Here is a 12,813-nt window from a genome sequence, read left to right as displayed (position 1 = left end):
CTATTCTGGGATTAACCACCAAAAGGGTTTCATTTTTGCTTTGTAAATAAAGGCATAGTGCAATGCCAACTTCAACCAGTGACCTGCAAGACCTATGGTTCCAAAGGTTTTGCCCAATTTTCTACCATGGGTGTCGGGATATTTATTGTAATCGGGCACAATGGGATAGGTGGTAATGCTCACACCGCTTCCCGTGGTCATACCAAACCCTGCGGATGCAATACATGCCGCACCCATATTGCCCATAGACCCTTTATGATGGAGTTCATCATTGGAATGCTTGATCATCTCTATGATGTTATCCGCTACTAATTTTGCGGTGATTCCAGACGGCATTCCCGTTCTGGGCGGTGCAGGTGTGATATCGGTACCATTCTTGCTTTTTCTGGGTTTGGATATGCTATGCGGTGGTGCGAAGGCAATACCAGGTGCAAAAATGTTGGAATATGATGGGTTTTGATAGGTTTCCGGCCAATCCTGGACACTCCATTCCTCATAAGGTTTGGGGGTATAATCGGCATCCACGATCATGAAACCCCTAAAAAGTTTATCGGTAATATCGTCCCCTGACCTATCATATGCCTTGAAACCATGTCCCGAGAAGGAAGGTATCAACATGGCAAAATCATAGCTTTCCTTTTTATACGATCCATCCAAGGTCTCGTAATGGGCCACTCCATCCTCAACTTTGCTGACACCAGCACCTAAAATCCATTTAATCCCTCTATCCTCAAATATCATCTCCACCATTTCGCTGGACTTCATGATATTGCTTCCATAGCTCATCAACATTCCGTCCATACCAAAATCGCCGAGGTTGTATTCATTGGAGATCCACGTGATTTCGGCCATATCCCTCACTTTGTGCCTTCGCAGTTCTTGCTCAACATTCAAAATGTACTCAAAGGCCGCTCCTTGGCAAGTTGATTTGGCATGGCCCGTACCGATCAATATCCTGACCTTCTTGCCTTCCTTCATTTGCTTGATGAGTCCTTCCAATGCAATCCACGCCTCTTGGGCGTGGGTATAGGTGCAGACCGAGTGCGCTTTGTTTTTACCGGGAGACAGTCCTTCCGTAGCTTCAAAATTGAGTTTGGGCCCTGTGGCATTGATCAGATAATCGTAGGTTACCCTCTCTTGTGTTCCTTTTTGATCGCCCGTGACATATTCCGCAAGGATATAGGGCTTGTTTTCTTCCGAATCACCTTCGGGATGAAAACTAACGGCTTTGGCCTGTTTATAATCAATATGTTTTTTGGCATATAGGGGTGCCAATGGGAATAGGATATCCTTTGGTTTCATTCTACCGATCCCAACCCAGATATTGGACGGTATCCATTGGTAGTTCCCATTAGGGGATACCACCACAACCTCATGCTCTTTAGAGAGCTTTCTTCTTAAATGGGAGGCTGCGACATGACCTGCAATACCAGCTCCCAACACGACTATTTTGGACATTTTGAATTATTTACCCAAATTTACTTGTAGCCAACCAGATATAAAGTGACTTAGGTCACATACAAAAAAGAGCTCCAAATATGGTGCTCTTCCCTTCAATTGGAACAAAAAATCCACAATCAATAACTGGTCTCGTCCAATTTAACCTTTCCCCAAAATGTCTTGTACACGAAGATGGTATAGAAAAGCACCAAAGGTGTACCTATAGCCACGATGACCATCATGATCTGCAGGGATTTGGTGGAAGACGCGGCATTATAGATATCTATATTGTACATAGGGTCTATCGTGGAACGCAACAATACCGGATACAGTTCAACCGCTACCAAGACCAATAAAAATGCTATGGTCAACGAGGAGAACAGAAAGGCCCACTTGTATTTTCTTTTTTCGGCCAATCTGGGCACATTGGCAATGCTCAGGAAAGTGAGCAATGGAATTATAAAAAGTGAGGGGTTGTTTTTGAAATCATCCGACAAATGGGGAATATATATCAACGTATAGAGGGTGGTCACTGCGAAGCTGACCATAAAAAATATCATCCCTCTTTTTAGAAGGCGCGTTAATTTTGCGAACAGCCTCCCTTCTGTTTTCAGCAACAGAAAAATAGCGCCATGTGCCATAAAAAGGGACAGGGTGGTAAAGCCCGTCATCAAGGCATAGGGGTTCAAAAACTCGAAAAGTACTCCCCCTTGATATTGATAGTTTTCGCCAATGGCTATCCCTTGCAGTACATTCCCCAGCACTACACCCAACAAAAAGGCCAGCATTATACTTGAAATGCTATAACAAACATCCCAAAGCTTTCTCCACCACAACATGGGTTCCTTCCCCCTGAACTCAATGGAAATGGCCCTGAAAATGATGAACAGCAAAAACAACATAAAGGGAACATATAATGATGAGAACATTGTGGCGTACATTACAGGGAACCCAGCAAAAAGAGCGCCACCACCAATGACCAACCACACCTCGTTCCCATCCCAAACGGGACCAACGGCATTCAATGCGATTCTACGACTGTTCTCTTTCTTTAGAAAGAGATGCCAGGCTCCCGCCCCAAAATCAAAACCATCCAATATGGCATACCCTGAGAAAAGTCCTCCTACTACCAAAAACCACCATGTGGGATAATCCAATCCTAAAAAAGTTTCCATAAGCTTAGTTGATCATATGAGTTAGTGTTCCGCCAAAAGGTGTATCGTCAGATTCCGATTCTTCATAGGGCCCGTGTTTGATTTTCTTGTGCAGGAGATAAATGAACAGTGCAAACAACAAGGCATATACCAAAAAGAACAAAATAAGGGAGAACATGATCTGGTTATCCGAAACGGCCTGCGAAAATGCCTCATTGGTCCGTAAAAGTCCATAGACCACCCATGGCTGTCTGCCCATTTCGGCCGCAAACCAACCTACTTGATTCGCAATCTGCGGAAGAAATACGGCGAACACGAAAATCCAGAGCAGCCATTTTTTATCGAAGAGTTTGCCCCGCCACCATAAAAATGATGCGAAAAGAGTCAAAAATATCAAGGCCATTCCAATGGCCACCATAATATGATAAAACTGGAACACGGCGTTTATTTGTGAAGGACGTTCATCTTCAGGAAAGGCATTGAGCCCTGTTACCGGGGCATCAAAATCATAATCCAGTAAAAAGGATAATCCCCCAGGCACCTTGATTCCCGATACCTCTTGATTTTCTTTGTCCACCCAGCCCAAAATGTACATGTCGGCGGGAGCCGATGCTTCAAAATGGCCTTCGAGCGCAGCCAGCTTTGCAGGTTGGTTCTCCGCAACCCCATCAGCTGATTGATGACCTGTGAACAATTGTCCAAGGGAGAACACGGTGGCCACCACCAAGGCTATTTTAAAAGCTTTCTTGGAAACCTCCACATACTTTCCTTTGATCAAATAATAGGCGTGGACACTCAATACCAGAAAGGCTCCCGCCAAAAATGCCCCGAGCCAGACATGGGTCAACCTGTCCACACTGGAGGGATTGAAGACCATCGCCCAAAAGTCGGTGATCTCGGCCCGCGCGTCCATCCCTTCGCCCACGATATGAAATCCTGCGGGGGTCTGCTGCCAACTATTGGCCACAACAATCCAAATGGCGGAGAACATGGAACCCAGAAAAACCCCGATGGTGGACACCAAATGTACCCACGGCTTTACCCTGTTCCAACCAAACAACAATATTCCCAAAAACCCACTTTCCAGCGCAAAGGCAAAAATGCCCTCTGCCGCCAATGCACTTCCGAAGACATCTCCGACATAACGGGAGTATACGGCCCAGTTGGTGCCGAACTCAAACTCCATGACAATGCCCGTTACGACCCCGATACCGAAGGTCAGGGCAAATATTTTGGTCCAAAAACGAGCTAGTTTGTGGTAGGTTTCGTTTTTGGTTCTGATATAAATGCTTTCAAAAATGACCAGTAGTAGACCAATGCCTATGCTTAAAGGCGGGTAGATGTAATGAAAGGCTACTGTGAAGGCAAATTGAATCCGGGCGAGAATTTCGGTTTCCATGGATAATGTTTTGTCCTTCAAAAGTAAGAAGGGGAACACTTGCTATAAGTTACCCATGTTACAAATGAAATGGATTTAACATAAAAACAAACTATCCTATGCTAAATCCATTTCTCCTATGTCTGGTTAGTGTTTATTCTTTACCACTGTTCATCAAGGCGAAGACTGCGATCACAAGAACTATGACCACCAGCGCAAACACACCTATCATCCAGATGCCGTTTTCCCATGATACCAATGGAATGTTTATTAGTGATTTCACGATGTATTGGTTTTAAGTTTGAGTCAAATTTACAGGCTTAACCCGATTGAAAATATGATAATTCTCATGAAAATTAAAACCTAATGAATTGACCCTTAAACATTTTTTCCCTTGAGCATCTTGTTCCAGTACAAATTGGGCAGCCCGTACTTCTTCAGCATCCAAAGTCTCCAATGTTCCTTGTCACTATTAAAGACGAGCATACGTTTTAACTTGGGATCCGGTATGAAATTATTGTTGTAATCAAACTCGGCCAAGGTCATTTTTCCATAACCAGTGACCAACGGACAGGAAGAATATCCATTGTAAGACTTGTTGCTGGCCGATTTGTGCTCCATCAATTTAACAATGTTGTCCACCACAACGGGAACTTGTTTACGAACCGCGGCCCCTGTTTTGGCCGTTGGCAATGACGCAACATCGCCCAGACCAAAAATATTCGGGTAGGAATGGTGCTGCATGGAATGGTGGTCCACATTCAACCATCCAGAATCGTTGGCCAATACGGAATCACGGATAAACTTTGGTGCCGCTTGCGGTGGGGCCAAGTGCAACATATCAAAAGGTACACTGATATCCACATCGCCCACCATGGTTTCTCCCAGCTCGTTATCCTCGTTGATGATGCATCTGTTTTCTTCTGGAGCCGTATGGCTAAAGTGAACGATCCGGTTTTCCACATCGATTTCCTTGGGGGCGTAAAAGGGCTTAAAGTGAATACCATACCGATCAATGACCTTCATAAGGGTCTCACGAATCTCCTTGACCCCGAAAATAACGGTTCCCGGGGTGGCAAAAATCACGTTGGTGTCTTTTTTCAGGCCTTGCTTCCTAAAATAGTCCGCTGCCAGGTAGGCAATCTTTTGGGGAGCCCCTCCACATTTAATGGGCGTGGTCGGCTGTGTGAACAAGGCGTTTCCTTTTTTAAAGTTCCTGATGGTTTCCCATGTACGCTCTGGGTCAATATAATTGCTACAGGCCACTCCTTGCTCCAAAGCTTCGGGCAGGCCCTTGATCATACTTGGTTCCATGACCAATCCTGGGGCCACCACCAAATAATCGTAGGTAATGTCCCCGCTGCTTTCGGTTGAAACGCTATTTTTGTCAGGATTGAAGCCGGCGGCCTTGTCCTTGATCCAATCGACACCTTGCGGCATAACATCCGCCATGGGTTTAGCGGTCTTTTTAAAATCATAGGTTCCAGCTCCTACAAGGGTCCATGCAGGCTGGTAGTAATGTGTTTCGGAGGGCTCTATAACAGCTATGTCCAGCTTTTTGTTTTTCTTCAATAATTGGGCAGCGGTCATAATCCCAGCCGTTCCTCCCCCAATTATCAGAATTTGATAATGTGACTTCATGTTTGTTTAGTTAAATCTATTTAGGTAAAATATTGAGGAATGTCATAATATATTGTAACTAAAGTTACATACTTGATAATTTGAAGGCTTTTTTATGTGAATATTATCATTTTTATACAAAAAAAGCCGCTCTAGTGAGAGCGGCTTTCCTTATCAACCAACCAAAAAACCTAATTCTTGACCTTGCATGTATTAATCCCGAAAAGGGTGTACAAAGGACAAAAACTAACAAAACTTGTCAAGACAAATATGGCGGCCAAAGCCAGCAGCACATATGCCAATGTTCCTGTTATCACATTAAAATAATACAATGCCCCTACACCAAGTGCCAGGATAATCCGAATTGTACGGTCTGAACCGCCCATGTTTTTTTTCATAATTGATAGTTTATGATTACTACTATACAATTTACCAAAAATTGGATCAGCTTGTACCATCCTCTTTTTGATAATCAGAGGATTACTTCAAAAGTAACGGTTCGTCATCGACCAAATAGTAACATTGGTTACACAGACGCCATTATTTTTAAAGTATTTTTGCTTTTGAATCAGTTTTCGGCTTTTTGAACGACATAATGCCAATATGTTGGAATATTTTGATGCTTTTATCAATGGATTTTTGGGAACCGTGCGATGGACATGGAGGTCCATCATTTTTGATGTTCCCTGGTACACCAATTATTTCTGGGGATTGATAATCATCTCCCTTTTGGTCTGGGGACTGGAAATCCTGTTTCCTTGGCGCAAAGAGCAGTCCATTTTTAGAAAAGACTTTTGGCTGGATGCCTTCTATATGTTCTTCAACTTTTTTGTGTTCGCCATTGTAATCAGCGGGGTCTACAAGAGCTTGGGCATCCTTTTTGCCGATATTGGGATAGGTCAACGATCCATGGCCCTAGTGGATATTGCCCATTGGCCGCAATGGGTGCAATTGCTCGTCTTTTTTGTGGTGCTCGATTTTGTGCAATGGTTTACCCACGTTTTGTTGCACAGATACCCAATGCTATGGGAATTCCATAAAGTCCACCACAGCGTAAAGGAAATGGGGTTCGCTGCCCACATGCGTTTTCACTGGATGGAGAACATCCTATACAAACCTTTGAAAACTTTGGGAGTGATGGTTCTAGGTGGTTTTGAGCCCGAACAGGCCTATATTGTCCATTTTACCGCTATTGCCATCGGACATTTCAACCATTCGAACATTAAACTGACCTATGGTCCGCTGAAATACGTTTTGAACAATCCCGTAATGCACTTGTACCATCATGCCTACACCATTCCCGAAGCATCCTACGGTGTGAATTTCGGCATAAGCCTAAGCATTTGGGATTACATTTTCAAAACAAACTATATTCCGGAAAGCAGTGGTAAAATTAAATTGGGCTTCCCAGGGGATGATACCTTGCCCAATGGCTTTTGGGGACAGTTGACTTATGGTTTCAAAAAGCCGAAAAAAGACACCTAATCCGTCTTCCTCGGAGTGTCGAAAACAATGCTCCATATACCTCGCACCTCGTTGGGTCCGTATCCTATCGCTTTATCTTGGGGATACAGTTCCGATAGGCTTTTATATACTTTTTGGGTTATGTTTTGTCCTGGAGTTCCATGGCAGTTTAAGCACATGGTGTTCGTTACAATAGGATAGTAGAAGTACACTTTTCCGTTCTCTTCCCTTAAAATAGGTTGAACGGACGCACCGCCCGCAACCTGACCCTTAAAAGTTTCAATATGGGCCAATTCTACCACATTTGCTTGATTTTTAGGGTTACGTGGTTTATCCGAAACCCTTTTGATTCGTGCATTGAAGTTCGTGGACATGCTATCTGTCAATGGATACGCCCGTTCATTGCAGAAAGCTACGGCCGCTTCCACTCCTTCGTTCTGAATGGTACCCATCAGATTTTTGCCAAGTACTTTTTTGGTCCCCAAAGCATAACGCATCCCCAGTTCCTTGGGGGTCACTTCTATTTCGGATACTATTGGTGTCTTGCCTCTGTTGTATAGCGAATCCCCTCGACGATCCATCCAATGTGCTCGAAACCAATCCGGTTCCTCTATCCGATAATCGTACATGTACTCTGCAATCTTCCTTACCTCATCTTGTGGGAACTGTTGGGCAGGCATCAATCCGAACCTGCGGACTGCTCCGCGCATTTGGGCATGATCCTCAGACGGTAATTTCACGAATGCCATAATAGCGTCCACAAAAGCTTCCCTATCCGCATGGTCTTCCAAGTAATGGGCTTTTACGGCCACCATGGGCGGACCAATGCGCTGTCCGTTTTCCGGTGCGGATGGATTATGGCATAAATAGCATTGATTTTCCATCAATTTTTTGCCCTCCTCGACTTTAGATGCCGTTTGTGCTATCGGTTCAGAGACTTCCCCTTCGGATGTTTTAGGTCCCTGTTTGCAGGATAGCATCAGTAAAAAAACAACCATGGAAATCAGTGCAGATCTCATCAGTTGGACATTTTACCGCTGGCACAACTCACAAACGATTTTGCCTTGTCCACAAAACCATTTTCATCATCCATCGTAGGGTATCCCATGCGTTTGAGGGCATCTTTAACTAAGGAAGCATCATCGGCGCTTTGATGATCAAAGCTGACCGATGAGCTGTCCTTCTCCACAATCACATCTTTAATTTCTTTTATCCCTGAAAGTTTGTTGGATATCGTCTTGGCACATCCTCCACACTTTAGGTTTTGTACTTGGAATGTTGTTTTCATAATGACCAAATCTGGATTAATAGCACCAGCTTCTATACCCGCCCCTAAGATCATAGACCTTGGTAAAACCCATGCTTATGAGCTTTCTGGCTGCCTTCTGACTTCTGTTTCCCGATTGACAGTAAATGTAAAGGGGGGCATCTTTCTTCATCTTGGAAAATGCGGATTCGAAAGCGGAACCTTGGAAAAAATCGATGTTCTTGGCCCCTTTTATGTGACCGGACATGAACTCTCCCTTGGTTCTCACATCCACTAACTGGACCTTGCCTTTGGAAATGGCATCTTTATATTCCTCCCTATCCATGATCTGGATTTCATCGGGAAGGTTTTGTTCCTTGAACAAAAAACTGAATAATGACATAGTTTCGTTGTTTTGAGAGACTAAAGTACCCCAAACAACCCATGGCGGTCAGTAACGATAGTTACACAAAACCATCTTTTTCCCAATTTTTTTCGGGCTTATTTCAACGTAGTCGGACAAATGTAATCGGTAACGGGTATTCCCGCCTTTTTAATATCGGCAAAACCACCGGTCACGTCCACCAAATTGTGGATTCCCCTGCTCTTCAAGATGGAAGAGGCGATCATACTGCGATACCCTCCTGCACAGTGCACATAAAAAGTTTCTTTTTCGGGGAATTCCGATAAGTGATCATTGATATAGTCCAAAGGCGTCAAGTGTGCATCTTCAACATGCTCCGCCTTGTATTCCGATTCTTTGCGCACATCGTACACGGGCACTCCTTTATCCACCAACGCCTTGAGTTCTTCAGCATTGACGCTATCCACAGTATCAGCTTCTTTTCCTGCTGCTTTCCAGGCATCGATTCCCCCTTTCAAATAGCCCAAAGTATGATCAAAACCGACTCTGGACAAACGGGTAATGGTCTCTTCTTCCCTTCCTTCAGGGGTTACGAGCAGAATAGGTTGTTTTACATCGGCCACCAAGGCCCCAACCCATGGAGCAAAGCTTCCATCCAACCCAATGAATATAGAGCGTGGCACATGGCCTTTGGCAAAATCGTCCTGATGACGAACATCGAGCACAATGGCACCTGTTTCGTTAGCTGCGGTTTCAAAGGCATCCGGGGATAGGGCTTGCGTACCTCTCTCCAATATTTTATCGATATCCTCGTAGCCTTCCTTGTTCATTTTAACGTTCAAGGGAAAATATTGTGGCGGGGGCAACAGACCTTCCGTTACTTCCTCGATGAATTCATCCCTTGTCATATCGGCCCGAAGGGCGTAATTCATTTTTTTCTGATTGCCCAAGGTATCCACCGTTTCCTTCATCATGTTCTTTCCACAAGCGGAACCCGCTCCGTGCGCTGGGTATACGATCACATCATCGGCCAAAGGCATGATTTTGCTACGCAGGCTATCGAATAAAGTGCCCGCCAATTCCTCTTGGGTCATATGGGCCGCTTTTTGCGCTAAATCCGGTCGGCCCACATCACCTAGGAACAAAGTATCCCCACTGAAAATTGCATGGTCCTTTCCGTTTTCGTCGCGCAACAAATAGGTCGTGCTCTCCATGGTATGGCCAGGGGTGTGCAACGCAATGATGGTTACATTTCCCAGCTTGAACTCTTGGCCATCTTCTGCAATGATGGCATCAAAAGAAGGTTCTGCGGTTGGACCGTACACAATAGGCGCCCCGGTTTCTTTGGATAAAGTGAGGTGTCCGCTCACGAAATCCGCATGAAAGTGCGTTTCAAAAATATATTTGATTTCGGCACCGTTCTCTTCGGCTGTCCTTATATAAGAATCGACTTCCCTCAAAGGGTCTATTATTGCCGCTTCTCCTTCGCTTTCTATGTAGTAGGCTCCTTGTGCAAGGCAACCTGTGTATATCTGTTCAATTTTCATCTGTTGTGGTTTTTACCAAATATATAATTCCGTACCTTAAAGTTAAGTTACTAAAGTTACAAACTCTTCGTTTTGGACTGCAAGGACACTTTTTTCTGTATTGTACTCAATTCATGTGGGTTGTTACAGCAATCCACGGCATCAAAAGTTTGTGCAAATAGGTTTTCTTCGCCCAATAGATTGATGATGCCACTACTGTACAAAATATCCCTTGTAGGACCGATGGCCCCTGCGATCAAAAACTGGATTCCTTTTTCCCGCTGCTCCAAAATGATACGCTCCAACATCACGGCTGCACTGCTATCTATATAATTGATGGATTCCGCGTTCAGGATGATGAACTTGAGCTTTGGGCCTTTCTTTTCAATCTGTTGATAGAGCTGTTTTTTAAAATAATCCTTGTTGCCGAAATAGAGTTGTGCATCAAACCTGATGATCAGTTTATCCTCGTACACCTCCACATCTTCCGTAAAACGATTTACGTTCTTGAAATACGTGGTGCCCTTGATTCTTCCCAAAACCGCGATATGGGGATTGGAAATGCGGTACACCAATAACAAAAGCGAAAGGAGTACTCCGAGAAGGATGCCCTCGATTAAACCGATGAACAAGGTCATTAAAAAAGTCGCATTCAATAAGATAAACTCGTCTTTTCTATTCTTCCAAAGCTGCAGCGGGTACTTCAAATCAATAAGGCCAAAAACCGAAACAATGATAATGGCACCCAGTACCACCGTAGGTAGATTGTAGAAAAGTGGTGTCAAGAACAACAAGACCCCCGCTACCAACAAGGCACTAAAAACCAAGGCCATTCCCGTTCTAGCCCCTGAGTGGTCGTTTATGGCCGTTCGGGAAAAGCTTCCGGAAACGGAAAAGGACTGAAAAAAGGATCCCAAAATATTGGACATCCCCAAAGCGCGCAATTCTTGATTCGGGTCCAAATCGTATTCTGGGTGGCGTTCCTCCACCGTTTTGGCAATGGAAATGGACTCCATGAACCCGAACAGGGCGACCGTAATGGCAATAGGCAAAAACTGACCTATTTTGTCCCATTGCATTCCGGGTATTTCAAAACTGGGCAATCCTCTTGGGATGTCCCCAACAATTTTTATCCCTTTTGACTCCAACCCTAAGAGCACCACGGCTAAAATACCCAACACGACCACCAATAAAGGGGTGGGTAGTTTTTTGTTGATTTTTTTCAACCCTATGATCACCAAAATGACGAGAATCCCCATTCCCAACGTCAATGGGTCAGCATTGCGAAGGCTGGAAAAAATACTTCCCAAGAGCACGTAGATCTTTCCCGATTGCTGCAAATCCACTCCCAAAATATGCTTTAACTGCCCCAAGCCAATTAATATAGCTGCTGCTGAAGTAAATCCGCTAATGACCGGCTTGGAGAGAAAATTGACGAAAAAGCCCATTTTTAAAACCCCCAAAAACAATTGGAACAGTCCAATGAGCAGGGTCAAAAATATAACTGCTGAAATGTAATCCTGGGTGTTGGCCAACTGCATGGCCCCAATTCCTGCGGCAACCAGCAAAGAGTCCATGGCCACGGGGCCTACGGCCAATTGTCTCGAAGTTCCTGTAAGGGCATAGACCAATTGGGGGACCAGGGCCGCATACAACCCATAAATGGGGGGCATACCGGCAATCAAGGCATAGGCCATACCTTGGGGAATGAGCATAATTCCCACAGTAAGACCCGCCACCAAATCGCCATAGAGAGTTGAGCGATCATAGTCGGTAATCCACGATAAGAAAGGAAAAATCCTTTTGATCATGTAATTGGTTTTATGCAAAAATAGCTTGCCTAATGGCAATCCACAGTAACAAAGGGCACAAACTTAAAGATCTACAATTTGAATGTAGTTTCTATGCAGTTCCAACTTCTTCATTTTTTCCAATTTTTTCAGCAAACGGGAAATCACGACCCGTGAGGTATGGAGATCATATGCTATTTCTTGATGGGTATTCCTTATTTGGTTATCGTTGGTGACCTCCACCTTCTTTTTAAGGTAATCCACCAGCCTTTGGTCCAGGTTTTTAAAGGCGATGCTATCCACCGTTTGAAGCAATTCGTTGAGACGGTTCTGATAGCTTTCAAAGACATAATTGCGCCAACCCCTGTATTTGCCCATCCACTCTTCCATTTTTTGAACGGGAACCATCACGATTTTGGTATCGGTCTCCGTAATGGCCCTTATCTCGCTTTTGGTCTGGCCCATACAGCAGGCCATCGTTACGGAACAGGTTTCCCCTTGCTCTAAATAATACAGAAGCAACTCGTCTCCCTCCTCATCTTCCCGAAGCACTTTTATGGCTCCGGACAACAACAAAGGAATGCTTCGGATGTATTGTCCAATATCCATAATGGTTTCACCAGCGGGGACTTCCATTAATTTCCCTTCTTCCAGAATTTCATCGATAAGGGGTTGTTCAAAATAGTCGTTGAATGTTGCTAAAAGCTCTTCTCTCATGTTGTAAAAATACGCTGCCCTAAGGTAACCATTTTAGTGAAAATGCAGCCTTTTTGATGCATCCAAAAAGCAAGACCCGCACCTAAGGCACGGGTCTACTGCGGTAACGCAAAC

General features: G+C 44.4%; 13 protein-coding genes. 1 reads left to right on the top strand and 12 read right to left on the bottom strand.

Features of this window, described 5'->3' with window-relative positions; translation table 11 throughout:
- The 6 genes from EO132_RS01510 to EO132_RS01490 all read right to left on the bottom strand — a co-directional run bounded on the left by EO132_RS01510 (nt 1) and on the right by EO132_RS01490 (nt 5,990).
- Nucleotides 1-1,458, bottom strand: coding sequence for an NAD(P)/FAD-dependent oxidoreductase (locus tag EO132_RS01510; RefSeq protein ID WP_127136270.1), 1,458 nt, complete (start codon nt 1,456-1,458; stop codon nt 1-3).
- A gap of 119 nt (nt 1,459-1,577) precedes the next feature.
- Nucleotides 1,578-2,615, bottom strand: coding sequence for a cytochrome d ubiquinol oxidase subunit II (cydB, locus tag EO132_RS01505; protein ID WP_127136269.1), 1,038 nt, complete (start codon nt 2,613-2,615; stop codon nt 1,578-1,580).
- Between the two features lie 4 nt (nt 2,616-2,619).
- Nucleotides 2,620-3,993 carry a cytochrome ubiquinol oxidase subunit I gene (locus EO132_RS01500; protein ID WP_127136268.1) on the bottom strand — a complete coding sequence of 458 codons (1,374 nt, stop codon included), beginning with the start codon at nt 3,991-3,993 and terminating at the stop codon, nt 2,620-2,622.
- A 133-nt stretch (nt 3,994-4,126) separates the two neighbouring features.
- Nucleotides 4,127-4,255: a hypothetical protein gene (locus EO132_RS19650; protein WP_262707577.1), complete on the bottom strand. Its 129-nt coding sequence runs from the start codon at nt 4,253-4,255 to the stop codon at nt 4,127-4,129.
- Between the two features lie 95 nt (nt 4,256-4,350).
- Nucleotides 4,351-5,613 (bottom strand): NAD(P)/FAD-dependent oxidoreductase, encoded by a 1,263-nt coding sequence (locus EO132_RS01495; RefSeq protein ID WP_127136267.1) that lies wholly within the window; start codon nt 5,611-5,613, stop codon nt 4,351-4,353.
- A 170-nt stretch (nt 5,614-5,783) separates the two neighbouring features.
- On the bottom strand, nt 5,784-5,990 hold the full coding sequence (locus EO132_RS01490; protein ID WP_127136266.1) for a YgaP family membrane protein: 207 nt from the start codon (nt 5,988-5,990) through the stop codon (nt 5,784-5,786).
- Nucleotides 5,991-6,195: 205 nt separating this feature from the next.
- Between EO132_RS01490 and EO132_RS01485 the strand changes: the two genes are divergently transcribed.
- Nucleotides 6,196-7,077: a sterol desaturase family protein gene (locus tag EO132_RS01485; RefSeq protein WP_127136265.1), complete on the top strand. Its 882-nt coding sequence runs from the start codon at nt 6,196-6,198 to the stop codon at nt 7,075-7,077.
- On the opposite strand, the gene EO132_RS01480 is transcribed toward EO132_RS01485, so the two are convergent.
- From EO132_RS01480 to EO132_RS01455, 6 genes are all read right to left on the bottom strand, one after another.
- Complete coding sequence (locus tag EO132_RS01480) at nt 7,074-8,075, bottom strand: c-type heme family protein (RefSeq protein WP_127136264.1); 1,002 nt, start codon at nt 8,073-8,075, stop codon at nt 7,074-7,076. The genes EO132_RS01485 and EO132_RS01480 overlap by 4 nt on opposite strands.
- Entirely contained in the window at nt 8,075-8,344 is a 270-nt protein-coding gene (locus EO132_RS01475; RefSeq protein WP_127136263.1) for a heavy-metal-associated domain-containing protein, read from the bottom strand. The genes EO132_RS01480 and EO132_RS01475 overlap by 1 nt, the downstream gene beginning before the upstream one ends.
- A 16-nt stretch (nt 8,345-8,360) precedes the next feature.
- Complete coding sequence (locus tag EO132_RS01470; protein ID WP_127136262.1) at nt 8,361-8,705, bottom strand: rhodanese-like domain-containing protein; 345 nt, start codon at nt 8,703-8,705, stop codon at nt 8,361-8,363.
- A 98-nt stretch (nt 8,706-8,803) separates the two neighbouring features.
- Entirely contained in the window at nt 8,804-10,213 is a 1,410-nt protein-coding gene (locus EO132_RS01465) for an MBL fold metallo-hydrolase (RefSeq protein WP_127136261.1), read from the bottom strand.
- A 56-nt stretch (nt 10,214-10,269) separates the two neighbouring features.
- The gene (locus EO132_RS01460) at nt 10,270-12,003 is read right to left on the bottom strand and encodes a SulP family inorganic anion transporter (protein WP_127136260.1); all 1,734 of its coding nucleotides are present in this window, start codon (nt 12,001-12,003) and stop codon (nt 10,270-10,272) included.
- 63 nt (nt 12,004-12,066) lie between these two features.
- Nucleotides 12,067-12,699, bottom strand: coding sequence for a Crp/Fnr family transcriptional regulator (locus EO132_RS01455; protein ID WP_127136259.1), 633 nt, complete (start codon nt 12,697-12,699; stop codon nt 12,067-12,069).
- Nucleotides 12,700-12,813: the final 114 nt, after the last annotated feature.

The sequence above is a fragment of the Flagellimonas oceanensis genome (assembly GCF_003992595.1).
GTDB lineage: Bacteria > Bacteroidota > Bacteroidia > Flavobacteriales > Flavobacteriaceae > Flagellimonas > Flagellimonas oceanensis.
The sequence above is the reverse complement of the archived record's forward strand: the minus strand, read 5'-3'. Positions and strand labels throughout refer to the sequence as shown.